This window comes from Winogradskyella thalassocola, from assembly GCF_900099995.1.
GTDB classification, from domain to species: Bacteria; Bacteroidota; Bacteroidia; order Flavobacteriales; family Flavobacteriaceae; genus Winogradskyella; species Winogradskyella thalassocola.
The window spans coordinates 1,139,321-1,159,000 of the sequence record NZ_FNCZ01000001.1 but is presented as its reverse complement, the minus strand read 5'-3'; the positions used below and the strand labels follow the sequence as shown (position 1 = coordinate 1,159,000).

Here is a 19,680-nt window from a genome sequence, read left to right as displayed (position 1 = left end):
ATAAAGCAATGAAAAAAATATTTAAATTAAAAGTTGTACTATTAACTGTGCTCTCTCTAGGATTCCTCGTGAATTCTTGTGAAGATGATACCTCAGTATTTACAGCTACAGAAACAGAACCTATTACGCTTGCAGATCTTCCTATTACAGTTATAGAATTAGATGCCAGTAATCCAGGTAACCCTGCAATAACATTTAATTGGAATGAAGCTGATTATGGCCAACAAGCATCCGAAAATTATGCTGTCATTTTTTCTGCTGATGAAGCGTTTACAAACCCTGTAATTGCAACAACTATCACAGGAACGACTTCAGCTACGTTATCAGTTAACGAATTAAATTCTTCTGCTGGTGCTGCTGGCTTACCACCTTTTATGTTTAGCACCTTATATGCTAAAGTAGAAAGTTCTATAGGAACTCAAAATGGTCTTGCGGTTAGCTCTAATATTATCAGTTTTGAAGTTCAACCTTACTTCAATTATGTGTTTAAAGAGTTATATTTAGTTGGAAATGCCACGCCAGATAATTGGAATAATAATTCTAATAATGCACCACTATTTAGAGATGGTGAAAACACTAATATTCATAGATATACCGGTTTCTTTACAAAAGGTGCTGGTGGTTTTGATGACGGTAGATTTAAACTGTTAGAAGAAAGAGGACAATGGCAACCACAGTGGGGAACTTTAACACCTGAAGGTAGTGACGATATTATATTATCTACTGCTGAAGCTATAGCTGGAAACCCAGGAACTCAAGATAGTGACCCAGGACGTTTTGGTGTACCAAGTGATGGGTATTATACATTTACAATCAACTTTTCATCAAACACTTATATGACGGAAGCTTTTGATGCGTCAGGTGCTGCTAGTTATACAAGTATGACACTTCAGGGGTCAGCACTAAACGCTGATACAGCTTTAACACAATCTACTTTTGATAGCCACTTGTGGTATGTAAGCAGTGTAAATCTTCAATCTGGAGATTTGCAAATTGTAACAAACACAGGTAGTTCTTGGGGAGGATCAACATCATTTTCTGGTGTAGCAACTGACGGAGGAGGTTCTATTCCTGTTATTGTACAAGATGATTATGAGGTTTGGTTTAACGACCTAACTGGAGATTATATACTGATCCCACTTAACTTATAAAAAAAACAACACTATGAAATTCAATAAAATTAGTGCGCTTATATTAAGTCTATTCTTAGTTTTTGTGGCGTGCGAAACAGAAGAAAGTATTGATATTACTATTCCTGATGCTTCATTTAAACTTTTGGAGCCAGCGATATCGAATATTAATTTAAACTATAATCTTCCAAATAATGAAGCATTCACTATTGTGTGGAATGACCAATTAAATTCTGGAGATAGCTATATGGTTGAATTATCACCCGATTCGTTCTTTGAAAATCCTACAGTAATTGGATCGTCTACAACAGACCGATTTACAATGACTGTTGCGGAATTTAATAATACACTGTTAGGTGCTGGAGCAGATGCTTTTGAACCATTTACTGTGTTTATGAGAGTAACTTCAGGATCAAATATAACTAATAGCGTAAGCTTTAGTGTATCATCATATTCAGAAGCTATCCCTGTTATCTTAAGTCCAGATAACACCTTTGGCGTTGTATTACTAGAAACGACTCCTAATGATGAAGCTATTACTGTAACTTGGGAAGATCCTGACTTTGGTGAAAATAGTACTGTAAGTGTCAACTACGAAGTTCAAATTGCACAAGCTGGAACTGATTTTGCTGGTGCAGTAACTGAAGGTACAGATGGAATGACTTTTACAAGCACTCACGAAGCCTTCAACGAAATTGTTCTTAATGCAGGTCTTACTGCAGAAGAAGCTGCTAGTTTAGATATTAGAATCAAAGCTACTATAGAAATGGATGGCGGTAACATGGAACGTTTCTCTGATGCTGTTACCATTACTGTGACTCCATATAGCGTAGAATTAGCTCCAATACTATATGTTGTTGGTGCAGGTGCAGTAGATGCAGGATGGGATTGGGCAACTCCAGTAGAATTACCTTTACAAGGCACTAAGTATTCTGGAAACATTAACTTAATTAACGATGCCTTTAGATTTTTTACTGTAGCTGCAGATTGGGGAACAGGTTTAAACTACCCTTATTATGAAGCTGTTGGATACACCATAGATTCTAACTTAGTAAATGCTTTAGATGGAGATAGCAACTTCCAGTTTACAGGAACACCTGGAGAATATTTTATAGAAGTCGATACGGCAGCTAAAACAATTACATTAGGACCTCCTGTTGTTGGTCCAAACTGTAACTTTGATCAATTATGGTTAGTTGGCGCAGGTATTGCTGATGCTGGTTGGGCGTGGGATACTCCTGTTGCTTTACCTTGTACAGGAAATGGAACTTATTCAGGAAATGTAGCATTAATCAATGATTCATTTAGATTTTTTAACGTCAATGGTGATTGGGGAACAGGTACTAACTATCCAACTTATGAAGGAGCTGGTTATACTATAGATAGTAATTTTAGTAATGCTATGGACGGTGACAGTAACTTCTCTTTTGATGGTACTCCTGGAACCTATTTCTTAACTGTAGATGATATAAACAAAACAATTACATTAGGACCTGAACAATTACAATGTGAGTACGAACAACTATGGTTAGTTGGTGCTGGTATTGTTGGTACTGGATGGGATTGGACAACGCCTACAGCTTTAGCGTGTACTGGAGCAGGTATCTATTCTGGTGAAGTAGAATTTACAAATGATGCCTTTAGGTTCTTTAACGTAAATGGTGATTGGGGAACAGGAATCAATTACCCAACTTATGAAGGTGAAGGATACACTATCGATAGTAATTTTAGTAACGCTATGGATGGAGATAGTAACTTCTCTTTTGATGGTACTCCTGGTACGTATACACTAACAGTTGATACCGTTAATTTAACTATAACCTTAAATTAACTAACTTATATTCATAAAAAAAAGCTATGTTTAATACATAGCTTTTTTTATTAAAAATTTTAACTATGAAGAAAATATTACTTACACTTTTTATAGTGTTCTCATACTTCGCTCATGCACAAGTCAGTCTTAGTGTAAGTGCAATCGAGGTCGACCAACCTGTAACGATTACTGTTGATGCTAATAGCACGGATAGCAATTGTAATGGCTTAAATAATCCAACAAAAGTATATATGCATTCTGGAATTGGTAACAATTCTGATGCTTTTGGATTTGGTGTTGTTGGTAATTGGGGACAAGATGATGGAGTTGGAGAAATGACAAATAATGGTGATGGTACGTTTAGTATTACTATTACACCACAAACCTATTATGGCATTACGCAGGCGCAAGCTAATAGTGCTACACAAATAGGAATGGTATTTAGAAATGAAAGCGGCAATCAGGAATTAAAAGATGACGGTTGTAACGATTTTATTTTTCCTGTTGGAAAGGTTATCATAAATATCATCCAGCCTACAAATGAGATTGTAGTCGTAAATTCTGGAAGTAACCTATCTCTAACTGCTACAATTACATATCAAGGTTCTACGACAGTTTCAGGTGCTTTCGAAATATTTTATAATAATGTTTCAGTAGCAAATGGAACTTGTGGTTTTCCTGCTTGTAATTCAACTTTAACTAACATTACTGAAAGTGGTACTGTAAAATTTGTAGGTACACCTCCTGGTTCTTCTGATACCGGAGAAGCTAGTTTTGAGGTTATCGTTGTACCAACTGTAACAGAGCAAGCACTACCCGCAAATATGATAGATGGTATTAATTACCATGCAGATGCTACCAAAGCAACTTTAGTTTTAACAGCGCCAGGAAAAGAATTTATCCAAGTTGCTGGAAGTTGGAATAACTATTCACCATCAAATAGTGATGTGATGAAGCGTGACCCTTCTACTGGGAAATATTGGTTAGAAGTTTCTGGTTTAACTTCAGGTGCTATTGAAACCTACCAATATTGGGTTTTTGACACCAACCCTATTGCGAACTCACCGTCTATAGTTAAAGTTGCAGATCCATATTCTCCATTAGTACTATCACCTTTTGATGATTCATATATCCCTGCTTCAACTTATCCAAACATGCCAGTTTATCCAGCAGGTCAAGAACGTGAAGTTACTGTTTTACAAACAGGCCAAACACCTTACAATTGGCAAGTCGCTAATTTTACAAAGCCCGTTGAAGAAGACTTAGTCATTTATGAAGTTTTAATCAGAGATTTTGATGCTGACCGTAATTTTCAAGACATTATTGATAGAATTGATTATTTCAAAAATCTAAATGTAAATGCTATTGAATTATTACCAATAATGGAATATGAAGGCAATGAAAGTTGGGGTTATAATACCGCTTTTCATATGGCCATTGACAAGTTTTATGGAACACAAGAAAAATTCAAAGAACTCGTTGACATTTGTCATCAAAACGGTATTGCCGTTATTTTAGATATCGCATTTAACCATGCTTTTGGACGAAACCCTATGGTTAGAATGTGGATGGATGATCCAGATGGTGATGGTTGGGGAGGTCCTTCAACAGAAAACCCATATTTTAATGTTTACCCAACGCACTCATATAGTGTTGGTAATGATTTTAATCACAGCTCAGATTACACTAAAGATTACGTTAAACAAGTTGTAAGCTATTGGATTGAAGAATATAAAATTGATGGTTTCCGATGGGATTTAACAAAAGGATTTACACAAAACTGTGGTAATGGTACTTATGATGGAGATGAAGGTTGTACCGGAAGTTACCAACAAGATCGCGTTGATGTTTTAAAAGAATACGCAGATCACTCATGGGCAGTAGACCCAGATCATTATGTTATTTTCGAACATTTAGGCTCTGATAATGAAGAAAAAGAATGGGCTAATTACAAATTTAGCGAAGGCAAAGGTGTGATGATGTGGGGAAATATGAATTCGCAATACGGAGAAATCACAATGGCTGAAGGTGGTGATAAAAACATCAACAGAATGGGGCATAAAGCACATTCTGGCTTCAACGGACCAAGATTAGTTGGTTATACTGAAAGTCATGATGAAGAACGTTTAATGTACAAAAATGTAGCTTTTGGTAACACTAGCAATAGCAATCATAACGTACGCGACTTAAACACAGCACTTTCTAGAATGTCTGCATTAGGCGCTGTTTCTGTAATGGTTCCTGGTCCAAAAATGATTTGGCATTTTGGGGAATTAGGTATGGATAACTCTATTTTTACTTGTAACGATGGAAGCTATGATAATGACGGCTGTAAATTAGACACGAAACCGCAACCACAATGGGCGAACAACTGGTTAACCGATGCACTTAGAAGTCAGATTTATGACGACTGGTCTAAACTACACAAACTTAAAATTGAAGAACCTGTGTTTGAAGGAGATTACGCAATCACCTCTGGAAATTTAACTCCAAGGATTGATATTTTTGATAATTCAATTCCGACTTCAGCGTTAAAAAATGTAATCATTTACGCAAATTTTGATGTTGTTACGCGAAGTATAGACACAAATTTTCCGGGAGGTGTAACTACTACATGGTATGATCTTATGGATGCTACTGGGAACACAACGGTTAGTAATTCTACCTCAGCAATTACTATTCCGGCTGGTCAGTTTAGAATCTTAGGAAATAAAGCTTCAGATGTGCTAAGTGTTGATGATGAAGCATTATTAAAATTTAGTATTTATCCTAATCCTTCGCAAACAGCTTTTAGTATTAACGTTAATGTATCAAACGTTGAAGTTTACGACTTAACAGGAAAATTAGTAAAGTCATTTAAAGGAGATTTTACAAGAACAGATTCTTTTGATGTATCCTCATTAAATTCTGGAATTTATATGGTTAAAGTTCAAAATGACACTAACCAAACATTAACAACTAAGTTAGTAAAGCTTTAATAATTAAGTGTTTTTTAATTGTAAAGGGAGAGTTTCTTTAAACGGAAGCTCTCTTTTTTGTTTTTAAGTTTAGCTAGCATAGCACCTAAAACCCATAAATTAAGAACAAAAAAAAAGCCAACTCGTTAAAGTTAGCTTTTTTTTACTCAGTACAGGCGGAGAGACTCGAACTCTCACACCTCGCGGCACTAGATCCTAAGTCTAGCTCTATCGACTTCTTCAATAATCTCGGATTCTTTAGGTTTTTCGGTATATATAAGTCCTCTCCTTTACATTTTATACCATAGTACATATCTTCTCTATGGTATACCTTATATATCAATTCCGTACTGCTTTTAACCAGACCCCCATTTTTCTTCGTTTCAGAATAGCTCCATATTTTACTATATATTGTTTTTACAAGAGCCTAAAATCTTAGCAATTCTCATAAAGTGATAATAATTTAGATCTTTTCATAGAAAAGTAAATCAATTACGAGAGTATATAACAACTAGGAACTACGAAGCCCTTTTTATTCATAAGAAAAAATCATCTATTTTTAATTATCTCATTTTAAAATAAATTATATATATTTGTGTAATCGATTACAATAAACAATTTTTATGTCAAAATTTAATACAAGATACGCTTCTAGTCCTACTTCAGTAAAAACATTGAACACTCAAGAATTACGTGATGAATTTCTAATTCAAAACGTTATGAAAACAGATGAACTAATTTGGACTTACTCTCATTATGATAGATTTATGGTAGCAGGAGTAGTTCCTGTTAAAAAGTCTATAGCATTAGAGACAATTGATCCCCTTAAAGCCGATTTTTTTCTCGCTAGAAGAGAATTAGGGATTATAAATATTGGAGGAAAAGGAACCGTAACCGTCGATGGTTCAATTTACGAATTAGACCACAAAGAAGCACTTTACGTCGGTCTAGGCAACCAAGTAGTTATTTTTTCAAGTAAAAGCAGTAATAATCCAGCACAATTTTACTTAAATTCAACACCTGCGCATAAAGCATTTCCAACCAAAAAAATCGGAAGTAATGATGTAGAGGTAATTGAATTAGGTGCACCAGAAACGGCAAATGCTAGAACATTAAGAAAATACATCGTTAACAGCGTCGTGGATGTTTGCCAATTACAAATGGGTATGACGACCATTAAAACAGGTAGTAGCTGGAACACGATGCCAGCACACGTGCACGACAGACGTATGGAAGTTTATTTTTATTTTGAAGTACCAGAAGACCAAGCCGTTTGTCATTTTATGGGACAACCTCAAGAAACACGTCATATTTGGATGGCAAATGGAGAAGCAGTAATTTCACCACCATGGTCAATTCACTCAGGATCAGGAACTTCCAACTATTCATTTATTTGGGGAATGGCAGGCGAAAATTTAGATTATGGAGATATGGATGTTTGTAAAATAAACGAATTAAGATAAACAATTATGTCAATAAATTTGTTTGATTTATCAGGTAAAGTAGCCTTGATTACGGGAGGAACGCATGGCTTAGGAATGTCTATGGCAATGGGTTTAGGGAAAGCTGGTGCTACTTTAATTATTAACGGCGCATCTTCTAAGGAAAAACTAAATAAAGCAGTTACCGAGTATAAAGCAGAAGGACTGAAAGTCTTTGGTTATTTATTTGATGTAACAGATGAAGCTCAAGTGATTGATAACATCAAAAAAATTCAAAATGAAGTTGGGCACATTGATATTCTAGTTAATAATGCTGGAATCATCAAAAGAACGCCTCTCGAAGATATGGAAGTTAAAGATTTTGAGCAGGTTTTAAAAGTAGATTTGGTAAGCCCATTTATAATGTCTAAACATATCGTAAAAGGCATGATTCGCAGAAAAGAAGGGAAAATTATAAACATTTGTTCCATGATGAGTGAACTGGGAAGAAATACTGTAGGAGCATATGCTGCTGCCAAAGGAGGCCTAAAAATGTTAACCAAAAATATGGCAACGGAATGGTCTAAACATAATATACAGGTTAATGGTATCGGTCCAGGTTATTTTGCTACAACGCAAACGGAGCCGATACGAGTCGACGGCCATCCTTTTAATGACTTTATTATCAGTAGAACTCCTGCAGGTCGTTGGGGAAATCCAGAAGATTTGCAAGGAACAGCTATATTTTTAGCTTCAAAAGCCAGTGATTTTGTGAGTGGCCAAATAGTATATGTAGATGGTGGTATTTTAGCTACCATAGGAAAACCTTCTAACGAGGATTAATGTAAAAACTAATGAGTAAAAATTTTATTAGCGATAATTTTCTACTTGAAAATAAATACGCTGAAGAGTTATATCATAACTATTCAAAACAACAACCTATAATAGATTATCACAATCATTTACCACCTCAAGAAATTCTTGAAGACAAGGTTTATAATAACTTAACCAAGGTTTGGATTAACGGTGATCATTACAAATGGCGAGCTATGCGTACTTTGGGCATCAATGAACGATTTATTACAGGAGACGCATCAGATAAAGAAAAGTTTATCCAATGGGCAAAAACGGTACCTTATACTATGCGGAATCCATTGTATCACTGGACACATCTAGAATTAGCGCGCTATTTCGACGTTAATAGCTTATTGAATGAAAAATCAGCTAAAAAAATATATGATTCTACGGCTGAAAAGCTAAGCAGTACTGAGTATAGCTGTAGAAATTTATTGCGCAAAGTTAACGCAGAATTGGTCTGTACAACTGAAGATCCTATTGATAGTCTAGAGCATCACCAAGCTTTAGCAAAAAGTGATTTTGAAGTAAAAGTTAGTACAGCGTTTAGGCCAGACAACGCTATTTTAATTGTAAATGAAAACTATAATGATTACATCAATAGTTTAGGTAAAGCAGCAGATATTAACATTGAAACCTATCGAGATTTAAAAGACGCATTACGAAGCAGAATAGACTACTTCCATAAAAATGGATGCAGACTTTGCGATCATGGATTAAACCAAATTTCATTCGTTGCATTTACTGAAAGTGATGTTGAGTCTATTTTCAAAAAGAAAAGAAATTACGAAACATTATCAAATCTAGAAATTCTAAAATTTGAAACATCAATCCTACTATTTCTATCTGAGACGTATCACGAATTTGGTTGGGTACAACAATTTCATTTAGGTGCATTACGAAATAATAATAAACGTATGCATACCATATTAGGTCCTGATACAGGTTGGGATTCAATAGGAGATTATTCGCAGGCAGAAAAACTTTCAGCGTTTTTAAATAAATTAGATAGTAAAGATAAATTAACCAAAACCATTATTTACAACCTCAACCCAGCAGATAATGAAGTTATGGCTACCATGATTGGGAACTTTAATGATGGAAGCATAAAAGGTAAGGTTCAGTTCGGTTCTGGTTGGTGGTTTTTAGATCAAAAAGATGGCATGACCAAACAATTAAATGCGTTGTCGAACATGGGTTTAATTAGCTGTTTTATTGGTATGCTGACCGATTCTCGTAGTTTTTTATCATTTCCACGTCACGAATATTTTAGACGCGTTTTATGTAATCTTTTAGGAGACGAAGTAAAAAGAGGAGAACTACCAAAAGAAGAAATAGAATGGATTGGTAAAATGGTAGCAGATATTAGTTACAACAACGCTAAAAACTATTTTAATTTTATATAATAAAAAGATGAGCTATGCGACTTAAAATAATTCTTTTAGTAATTCTTTTCACCTCATTAGTCTCTTGCGAAAAAATTGAGGGACCTGAAGTGCTCTATTTAGGACATACTTTGCCGCAAACACATCCTGTACATAAGGGTATGTTAGAGTTTCAAAAGGCTTTAGAAAAAAAGTCTAGTGGTTCTTTAAAGGTTAAGATTTTTCCTGATGGACAATTAGGATCAGAAAGAGAATTATTAGAATTATTGCAAATCGGAAGTGTAGCTGCAACAAAGGTGAGTGCAGCCACTCTATCTAATTTTGTCCCTGAATACAATGTTATGGGCATACCCTATTTATTCAGAAATAAAGAACATCAATTTAGTGTTTTAGAAGGTTCAATAGGAAAATCAATTTTAGAGAAAGGCTCTAAATTTTGGCTTCGAGGATTATGTTATTATGATGCAGGGAGTAGAAGTTTCTATACTAGTAAAAAGGCCATAAGAACACCACAAGATTTAAAAGGTCTAAAAATTAGGGTGCAAAACAATCAAATGGCAATTAACATGGTCAATACTATGGGAGGAGATGCCACCCCTTTGGCGTATGGGGAACTATATACAGCTATTCAACAAGGCGTTGTAGATGGAGCAGAAAATAACCCACCTTCTTTTGTCTCATCCAACCACTATGAAATTAGTAAGTACTATACGTTAGATGAGCATTCTTCTGTTCCAGATGTGCTTTTAATAGGAACTAAATATTGGGACAAATTATCTGTAGAACAAAGAGTTTGGGTTCAAGAAGCCGCAGACGAATCTGCGCAAGCACAAAAAAAGTTCTGGCGAGAATCTGTTGAAGAATCTATGAAAGTTGCTAAAGATTGGGGTGTTGAAATAATAATTCCAGAAAAATCACTATTTGCAGAAAAATCAAAATCTGTAGTTGAAAAATTTGTAGAAAAATATCCCGAAATGGCGAATATTGTTAACGATATTAAGAATAACTAAATATGAGTAAATCTGAATTTATTTTTAATAAGGTTAACAAAATCCTTGAATGGTTTTTGATTATCATTTTTGCATTGCTAGTCTTAGATGTTTTGTTTCAAGTGTTTTCCAGATATCTTTTAGGTAGATCTTTTACATGGACCGAAGAATTTGCACGATTTTCTTTAATCTGGATGACCATTATAGGTGCTGCCTATCTCAACGCTAAAAAAGAACATTTATCAATGGACTTTTTATACGAAAAAATGTCTATTTCCAATAAAAGAAAAACGTCAATATTCATAGAAGTATGCATCTTTCTTTTTGCACTTATCGTCATGGTTATTGGTGGGGCTAATTTGGTTTACACCACATTGCACTTAGAACAATTATCTGGTACTTTAAGAATTCCTCTAGGCTATGTTTATGCCGTATTGCCTTTTAGTGGTTTTCTAATTATCTGCTTTTCTATTTATCACATATCTGGTGTTTGTTCTAATAAAAGTAATAGTCAATTATGAGTTTAGAAATTATTAGTATAATCGTTTTATTTGTCAGTTTCTTTACGCTTTTGTTATTAAAAGTACCTGTTGCATATAGCATCGGAATTTCAACAACAATAAGCTTGTTGTTGAATATTGATAAAATGCCAGGATTAACAACAATTGCGCAGCGCATGACGACTGGTATTGACAGTTTTGCCTTATTAGCAATTCCATTTTTTGTGCTAGCAGGTGAAATTATGAAACAAGGAGGCATTGCAAATCGACTTATTAATTTCGCGAAATCCTTAGTAGCAAGTCTTCCTGGCGGATTGGCTTATGTAAATGTTTTAGCATCCATGCTTTTTGGTGCAATTTCTGGTTCTGCCGTTGCTGCTGCTTCTGCAATTGGTTCAATTATGACCGACAGAATGGAAGAAGAAGGCTATCCTAGAGCTTTAAGTGCCTCTGTAAACATTACTTCATCAACAACGGGCTTATTAATTCCGCCAAGTAACATTTTAATAGTTTATGCTTTAGCTAGTGGAGGAACCGCCTCTGTAGCAGCTTTATTTATTGCTGGTTATTTACCAGGAATACTTTTAGGTTTGGCAATTATGGGATATGTTGCATTTATTGCTATTAACAAAGGTTATGCAAGAGGACAACGTGCAACTCTTTTTGAAATTTGGACGTATTTCAGAAAAGCATTTTTCAGTTTATCCTTACTTATAATTGTTGTTGGAGGAATTGTAGCTGGAATATTTACAGCAACAGAAGCGTCTGTAATTGCTGTTTTATATGCAGCAATATTATCATTAATCTATGGTGATATGAAAATAAAAGATATGCCTAAAATATTACTAACTAGTGCAAAAACTACAGCTGTAGTAATGTTTTTAATCTGTACATCTATGGCAATGTCTTGGTTGTTTTCTTTTGAAGGTATTCCAGAAATGATAAGCTCATTTTTATTAGATTCACTAAGCAACAAGTTTGCCATCTTTTTAGCTATTAACATAATCCTATTAATAGTCGGAACCTTCATGGATATGACTCCAGCAGTTTTAATATTTACACCAATATTCTTACCTGTTGTAACAACATTAGGAATGGACCCTGTTCATTTTGGAATCGTAATTGTACTTAACCTTTGTATTGGTATTTGTACACCTCCAGTAGGGACTCTACTATTTGTAGGTAGTGGTGTCGCCAACGTTTCAGTTACAAAAGTTATAAGATCGTTGTTGCCCTTTTTGGCCATTATGGTCGCCGTATTAATGCTAATATCTTTTATACCAGAAATTTCAATGTTCTTACCAAGACTTTTTGGTTTATAATTATAAAATAACATGACAGAATTGAGAAAAACGAAACTAGCTTTAAATAGAAAAAATTTAGGACTTGAAAAAACACTACCAATTAAGGTGGTGCAGTTTGGAGAAGGAAATTTCTTGAGAGCATTTGTAGACTACACCATTCAGCAATTAAATAAATCAGCAGATTTTAATGCTGGCATTGCTGTTGTACAACCTATTGATAAAGGTATGATAAAGATGTTGAATGATCAAGATGGATTGTACACTCTGTTTTTAAAAGGTATTCAAAAAGGTGAAGAAATACAGAAAACAGAATTAATTACCAACATTGTAAAAGGTATTAATCCTTATTCAGATTTTCAGCAATACTTACATTTAGCAAAAGAGGAAGAACTACAATTCATAATATCTAATACAACAGAAGCCGGCATTGCTTATGTTGAAAGTGACACTATGGATATGCAACCACCAAGTTCATTTCCTGCTAAATTAACCCTGTTATTACATAAGCGTTTTATTCATTTTAATGGAGCTCTAAATAAAGGTTTAACAATAATTCCGTGTGAATTAATTAATCATAATTCTGAAACCTTAAAGGAAACTATTCTAAAGTATGTAACCCTTTGGAAACTAGACAGCGCATTTACCGAATGGTTAAATACAAGTTGTTCTTTCCACAGTACCTTAGTAGATAGAATTGTGCCAGGTTATCCAAGAGACGATATTGAAACTTATAACGCCCAATTAGATTATAAAGATAATTTAATTGTGGCTGCTGAAGTGTTTCTACTTTGGGTCATAGAAGGAGGTGAAGATTTAAAGAAAAAATTACCATTCCATAAAACCAATTTAGACGTTAAAATTGTTGATGATATGCAACCATATCGTACTAGAAAAGTACGAATTTTGAATGGAGCACATACCTCTATGGTACCATTTTCATTCCTTTATGGAAATGAAACTGTTAAAGAAACAATCGATAATGCCTTTACAGGAGCTTTTGTAAATAAGACAATATTTGAAGAGATTAATGAGGTTCTTCCAATGAACAGAAGCGAATTAGATAGTTTTGCTGAAGAAATCTTAGACCGTTTTAGAAATCCGTTTATCAAGCATAAATTAGCAGATATAGCATTAAATTCTATTTCAAAATTTAAAGTACGTGTACTACCAAGTTTATTAGAATTTGAAGCAAAAAACGGAAAATTACCTACTAATTTAACCTTTTCATTTGCATGTTTAATTCGATTTTACAAAGGTACATGGAACGGTAACGATTTACCAATTAAAGATAATGACGATATAGTGACTAACTTTAGTAATATATGGCAAAATGAGGATTACAACGTCATAGCTAATCTTGTTTTAGCAAACCAAGACTATTGGGATGATGACCTAACTAGGATTAAAAACTTATCTACTGCAATAGCCTTTGCTCTAGCAGAAATAGACACAAATGGTATTGAATACGGTTTTGAAAACTTTAGTAAAAAGTATTAAATATCTCTTTTTAACTAACAACTAATTATTAGTATGCAAAAAAAAATAATAAAAGTACATCCTTCAGATAATGTCGCAGTTGCTTTAGTTAACTTAAAAATTGGTGAAATTATTTCGTTTGAAAATCAAGATATCACAATTGTGTCAGAAGTTAAGGCAAAGCATAAAATTGCTCTAAACACATTTAAAATTGACGATAAAATCATCATGTATGGGGTTTTAGTAGGAAAAGCTAGCTTAATTATTCCTACGGGTGGTGTTTTAACCACAGAAAATGTAAAACATCAAAGTGCAAAAGTCAGTCATAAAACCGAAACTATTGGTTGGACGGTTCCTAATGTAGAAAAATGGAAAGACAAAACCTTTATGGGTTATCACAGACAAGATGGGCAAGTTGGCACAGCAAATGTGTGGTTATTTTTCCCTTTAGTATTCTGTGAAAACAGGAATATTGAAACCTTGAAAGAGATTTTTGAAAAGGAACTAGTAACTCAAAAAGTTAACAGTCATCAAATGCTATTACGTTCATTGGTGAATAATGGATTTGACGTAGCAACACAACAAGAACAATCCACTAAGGTATTTGAAAACATAGACGTTAAATTCATTACACATCCTGGAGGTTGTGGAGGTATTCGTCAAGACTCAGAAAGTTTAGCAAAATTATTAGCTGGTTATGTAAAAAACCCAAATGTAGCTGGAGCGACAGTCTTGAGTTTAGGCTGTCAGAATTTACAAATTGATATTTTTAATAATGCCTTAAAGGCCATAAGTCCCAATAACAAAAAGCCTATATTGATGTACGAACAGCAACAAATGGGAACTGTTGATGAGATGCTAACAGCAATTATTAAAAATTCATTTGAAGCGATTAGAGAAGCTAACAAAATAGAACGACTACCAGCGCCTTTATCAAAGCTTAAAGTTGGTTTAGAATGTGGAGGCTCTGATGGATTTTCGGGTATTTCTGCCAATCCAACATTAGGTTACACCTCTGATATGTTAGTCGCTCTAGGTGGCACAGCCATTTTATCAGAATTCCCAGAGTTATGCGGTGTAGAGCAGGAACTAGTAAATCGTTGTGTAAACGAAACGTCTGCAAAACGTTTTTTAGAATTAATGCAGGCTTTTGAAAAATCTGTAGTAGATGCTGGCTCTGGTTTTGATATGAATCCTTCACCTGGGAATATAAAAGACGGATTAATTACAGATGCCATGAAGTCTGCTGGCGCAGCTAAAAAAGGCGGTACTTCTCCTATTGTGGATGTTTTGGATTATGGTGAGTATGTCACTAAACCAGGCTTAAACTTATTATGCACACCAGGAAATGATGTAGAAAGCACAACAGCTATGGTAGGTTCTGGAGCCAACATTGTATTATTCACAACAGGTTTGGGCACACCTACAGGAAACCCAATAACACCTGTAATCAAAGTCTCTTCAAACTCTGAGCTAGCTGCAAAAATGAACGATATAATTGATGTGGATACAGGTGATATTATTAATGGAGAAAAAACTATTGAAGAAATGGCAGAAGTCATGCTTAGCTATATCATAAATGTAGCTAGTGGTACCATAAAATCTAAGGCAAGCTTATTAAACCAAGACGATTTTATTCCTTGGAAACGCGGTGTTTCACTTTAAATCAAATGATAAAATTTAAACCACTTTTATTTTATTCGTTTTGAAGAAGATTTACGAATAATCAATTCTGGTTGTAATATGATTCGTTGTGGCTGTTTAGTTTTTGACTTACTATTTACCTCTTGTAAGAATACTTTTGCAGCCCTTCTACCCATTTCTATTGGAGACTGATCTACAGACGTAATAGAGAGCTCCATAAACCTCGTAAACGGCTCATTACTGAAACCAACGACACTAATGTCTTCAGGGATTGCAAGCCCCTGCTCTTTAATTTCTTGAATAGCCCCTAGTGCTGTGAAATCACTAGAAGAAAATATGGCATCTGGTGGTGTTTCCATATTTAATAGTTGTTTGGCCACTCTTCTTCCTTCATCTACTTTACTAATCGTCTCAACAACTAAGTTTTCATCGAATTCTAAACCGCTATCAATTATTGCCTGCTTATAACCTAAATAACGATTTTTAAAAATCTCTAACGAACGATCATTTGATAAATGTGCTATACGCTTACAACCTTGCTCTATTAAATGCTTAGTAGCTTGATAAGATCCGTTAAAATCATCTATGGTAACCGAACTTACATCTGGAATATCTCTTTTTCGGTCAAAGAATATCAGTGGAACTCTTTTCTCGGATAATTTATTGAAGACTTTATTTTTAGTTTTTGAATTTGAAATAGACATTAAAATACCATCTACTTGAGCATTTAATAAAGAAACAATATTTCCTGTTTCCAAATTTTCTTGGTCGTGTGTTTGGCAAACTATAACATGATAGCCCTTTGGATACAATTCTTCTTCTATACCTCGAATAACAGAAGCAAAAAAATTACTATCCATACGAGGAACAATAACACCAACGTTGAAACTTTTTCCGCTTTTAAGTGCACGAGCTAATGTGTTTTGCTCGTAGTTCATTTCAATAGCAGTCTCTTGAACTAGTTTGCGCGTTTTTTCGCTTATTTTAGGATTATTATTTAGTGCTCTTGAGACAGTTGCTGCTGTTAATTCCAGTTTTTCAGCAATGTCATAAATAGTTATCTTTTTTTTCATTAGTAATAAGTACAATAAGGAAACTCGTAAAACTACTTATTTAATTTATAAATCACCCTTATTTTCGATAGTAAGTTTTTGATAAAAACAGTGCTAAATTACAAGATTTTGTTAATTATAGTCTAATTAATATACCTTAAAAATTTAAAAATCTATTATTTAGACTCTATTAATAAATTAGCATATATCTCAATATTTGAATAATTTTTATCCAACGTACTTAAATGAGCATCTTCTACTTTGCAATCTAATTTAAGTTTTCTTTCCCATTTGTTAGGAATACCATCATTATCAGTATCCTTCCCTGCCTTTTTAGTCCTCAAGATAGGCCATCCGCCGACATTTTCCTGTGAATCTATAATACCTTGTTTATAAGTAACACTGCCCTCTACAACCGATTTTAAAACCCTTTTATCAACAGCATCTCTTTTTATACTTAACCCCACGTGGTTTAAAACTGCGAGATACGCTTCATTAGCATTTGAAGTATTGATATTATCAGAAATATTAATAGGTTGATTCAGTTTAGTAAGTTCTGGGTTTTCACACTGTACACCACCATTCCAGTTATTTTGAGTAACGTCTTTATCATTATAAACAAAATTACCATCCACATAAAATTTGCCGTAAGGTTCTGATGGACTAACAATTCTATTAAGTTTTGATGATGTGGTTGCTGGTCCTGATTTAAAATAGTTATTAATTAAATTATATACCCCTTTTTCGCCACCATAGATACTATTTTCACCCCAATTATAAATTACATTATTTCTGAAATCCACGAACTCATTTACAGAATTCTCTGTTGTTTTAGAGCCACTAAACCTTGGATTTCTACTATTATTACTTACTAGTAAATTATGATGAAAAGAAGCTCTAACCCCTCCCCAAATACCACCATAACCATGCGCACCTTTTTTATGAACAGACCTATTTAACGCTTCAGATATGATACACCATTGTAATGTAAAGTTTTTATTATCATAAAAAGACGCATTTTCATCTGTACCCCAGCTTATTGAACAGTGATCTATAATGACATTTTCGGTATTTCGGCAGCCTAACGCATCACCTTCTATGTTATTGATGTCACCCATTCTAAATCTTAGGTAACGTAAAATAACGTTGTCTGATTTTATCGTTACAGGATACCCCTTTATAGTAATTCCATTATTAGGAGCCGTCTGTCCTAAGATGCTCAAATCACCTCTATTAATATCTAATTTTGATTTGAGTTCTATTGTCCCAGATATTTCAAAAACTATAATTCTAGGTCCTTTTTTTAGTATACCTTTTCTTAAACTTCCATCACCTTCGTCATTTAAATTGGTGACTTTATAAATAAAACCACCTCTACCACCAGTTGTAAATTTCCCAAAACCCTCAGCGGTCGGAAAAGCTAATTGTTGTGCAAAACTTAAACTGCAAAATAGTACGCTTAATAAGAATATTAAATACGTTTCCTTAATCATATTTTATTGCCCTATTTAATTTAAAATTGAAAAGGAGAAATGCTCCTTCAAACATAACTCCTTCACAAAGACTAACCTGTTTTATATACTACTGCAACCAACGTGGATCACCAACATTATTATCTATTAATGATTGGTTTAAAACTGTGAAATCTCCACCTTCTGCATTAGAAAATTCAGGATCTAAAGTTGTATAACTTGTTGAATTGTCATATCTCGAAACCGTTGAATCAAAAAGTGTTGGTGCATTAAAATAATTATTATTTTGAAATGTAATCGTTTCATCGGTAGCACTGTTATCTGAATAACCTTCGATTGTAGTATCCGTGATTAAATTATTCCGAGCTATAATATCATTAGCATCAAATCTTACATAAAACAATCTTCTACTCGATGAATTAGAACACGCATATAATGTGCAATTCTCTAACAGTATATTAGTTGTTAACCCAGTACTATTTGAAGTACCCGCAGCATCTATTCTAAAAAAATCTCGACCAGGTGCGCAATTATTAAATGTGCTTGTTCTAAAATTAACATTTAATACATCTGAATTTCTAAAGTCAAAAAAGTCACCTCCACTTGTAATAATATTTGTAACTACACAATTTTCAACAGTTACGGACTGTACAATGGCATCTGTTTCATTTCCTGCAATAAAAGACCTGTTATAGTCATGAACATTACAGCCACTCAATAATAATGAGTTATAATTACCAGCAGCAGAATATCTGACGGTATCTGTCAAATCTAAAGGAATATCACCTGTAAGGTCTAAATCTATAAGGCTAACATCCGTAGCTCCATCAACAATTGAAAAGCCTACCTTTAAGATGGGTTTATCAAAACTATACAGCCCTCTAATCGTTATCGGTTTATCTATAACCAATACACCTCCATTTACATCATTAGTCTGTGAGGTGTAATCACCAGCATCTAGAACCAAAATATCATTTGGACTAGCGTCCGCAACCATTTGAAATAAATCATCGGTTGGAGTTACTAAAATACCATCACCTATATCAATACCTGTTGTAAAAACTTGAACACCTCTTATGTTGGAATTGTTCAACAACTGTGCTGTGTATTCTGTTTCTCCTGTTAATCCAGTTACTATGGCAATACCATCTGTTGCTTCTTGTGCAGTTATATCTTGAACTATATTCCCAGGATTAACAATAAGCTGAGTCACTTCACTATTAGGCACCCATCTTAATGTAGCTTCTGTAGCCAAAATATCACCTGGTTCTATGGATAAAAACAACTGTTCTGTTAAAGTATTTGCAGTTGTAGTTGCATATGTAGAATTTTCTAAACCTCGAGAACTAATAGCTTGTACTCTTATGTAATACAAGGTTTCACCAATTAACTGTATTTGTACAGGTAGTTGATTGGATGCTACGCTTAACGACTCTTCAATGCTAGAAAAATTTATGTCTTGGCTAACCTCTACCAAATAATCATCCACATCATTGTCTTTAGTCCAATTTAATTCAACAATAGTTTGATTTCTAATGATCGAAGTAAGCTCAACGGGAGCAAATTCTCTAGAAATCTGAAGTTCTTCTATAAGCTCATCTTTACCTTCACATCCTGTAAATGTAATTAGTAAGACTATCATTATAGATTTTAGAATATGTTTTGTTTTCATAATAATTTAT

14 protein-coding genes are annotated in these 19,680 nt (G+C 34.1%); 11 read left to right on the top strand and 3 right to left on the bottom strand.

Features of this window, described 5'->3' with window-relative positions:
• Positions 1–8: 8 nt before the first annotated feature.
• From BLT80_RS04825 to BLT80_RS04775, 11 genes are all read left to right on the top strand, one after another.
• Positions 9–1,151, top strand: coding sequence for a SusE domain-containing protein (locus BLT80_RS04825; protein WP_092466433.1), 1,143 nt, complete (start codon positions 9–11; stop codon positions 1,149–1,151).
• A gap of 13 nt (positions 1,152–1,164) precedes the next feature.
• A complete protein-coding gene (locus BLT80_RS04820) occupies positions 1,165–2,961 on the top strand; it encodes a SusE domain-containing protein (RefSeq protein WP_092466432.1) in 1,797 nt (598 codons plus the stop codon).
• A 65-nt stretch (positions 2,962–3,026) separates the two neighbouring features.
• Positions 3,027–5,921, top strand: coding sequence for an alpha-amylase family glycosyl hydrolase (locus BLT80_RS04815; protein WP_092466431.1), 2,895 nt, complete (start codon positions 3,027–3,029; stop codon positions 5,919–5,921).
• 602 nt (positions 5,922–6,523) lie between these two features.
• Positions 6,524–7,363, top strand: coding sequence for a 5-dehydro-4-deoxy-D-glucuronate isomerase (gene kduI / locus BLT80_RS04810; RefSeq protein ID WP_092466430.1), 840 nt, complete (start codon positions 6,524–6,526; stop codon positions 7,361–7,363).
• A gap of 6 nt (positions 7,364–7,369) precedes the next feature.
• Positions 7,370–8,164, top strand: a complete 795-nt coding sequence (locus BLT80_RS04805; protein ID WP_092466429.1) for a gluconate 5-dehydrogenase — start codon at positions 7,370–7,372, stop codon at positions 8,162–8,164.
• 11 nt (positions 8,165–8,175) lie between these two features.
• Positions 8,176–9,582, top strand: coding sequence for a glucuronate isomerase (uxaC, locus tag BLT80_RS04800; RefSeq protein WP_092466428.1), 1,407 nt, complete (start codon positions 8,176–8,178; stop codon positions 9,580–9,582).
• Between the two features lie 14 nt (positions 9,583–9,596).
• Positions 9,597–10,571: a TRAP transporter substrate-binding protein gene (locus BLT80_RS04795; protein ID WP_092466427.1), complete on the top strand. Its 975-nt coding sequence runs from the start codon at positions 9,597–9,599 to the stop codon at positions 10,569–10,571.
• A gap of 2 nt (positions 10,572–10,573) precedes the next feature.
• The gene (locus BLT80_RS04790) at positions 10,574–11,071 is read left to right on the top strand and encodes a TRAP transporter small permease (RefSeq protein WP_092466426.1); all 498 of its coding nucleotides are present in this window, start codon (positions 10,574–10,576) and stop codon (positions 11,069–11,071) included.
• Positions 11,068–12,372 (top strand): TRAP transporter large permease, encoded by a 1,305-nt coding sequence (locus tag BLT80_RS04785; RefSeq protein WP_092466425.1) that lies wholly within the window; start codon positions 11,068–11,070, stop codon positions 12,370–12,372. Before BLT80_RS04790 ends, BLT80_RS04785 begins: the two co-directional genes overlap by 4 nt.
• Positions 12,373–12,384: 12 nt before the next feature.
• Positions 12,385–13,851 carry a tagaturonate reductase gene (locus tag BLT80_RS04780; RefSeq protein ID WP_092466424.1) on the top strand — a complete coding sequence of 489 codons (1,467 nt, stop codon included), beginning with the start codon at positions 12,385–12,387 and terminating at the stop codon, positions 13,849–13,851.
• Between the two features lie 33 nt (positions 13,852–13,884).
• Complete coding sequence (locus BLT80_RS04775; RefSeq protein ID WP_092466423.1) at positions 13,885–15,495, top strand: UxaA family hydrolase; 1,611 nt, start codon at positions 13,885–13,887, stop codon at positions 15,493–15,495.
• 26 nt (positions 15,496–15,521) lie between these two features.
• Here the strand turns inward: BLT80_RS04775 and BLT80_RS04770 are convergent, their stop codons facing one another.
• The 3 genes from BLT80_RS04770 to BLT80_RS04760 form a co-directional block, all read right to left on the bottom strand.
• On the bottom strand, positions 15,522–16,547 hold the full coding sequence (locus BLT80_RS04770) for a LacI family DNA-binding transcriptional regulator (protein ID WP_092466422.1): 1,026 nt from the start codon (positions 16,545–16,547) through the stop codon (positions 15,522–15,524).
• Between the two features lie 155 nt (positions 16,548–16,702).
• Positions 16,703–18,019, bottom strand: a complete 1,317-nt coding sequence (locus tag BLT80_RS04765; RefSeq protein ID WP_217630747.1) for a pectate lyase family protein — start codon at positions 18,017–18,019, stop codon at positions 16,703–16,705.
• Between the two features lie 88 nt (positions 18,020–18,107).
• A complete protein-coding gene (locus BLT80_RS04760) occupies positions 18,108–19,670 on the bottom strand; it encodes a DUF5123 domain-containing protein (RefSeq protein ID WP_092466421.1) in 1,563 nt (520 codons plus the stop codon).
• Positions 19,671–19,680: the final 10 nt, after the last annotated feature.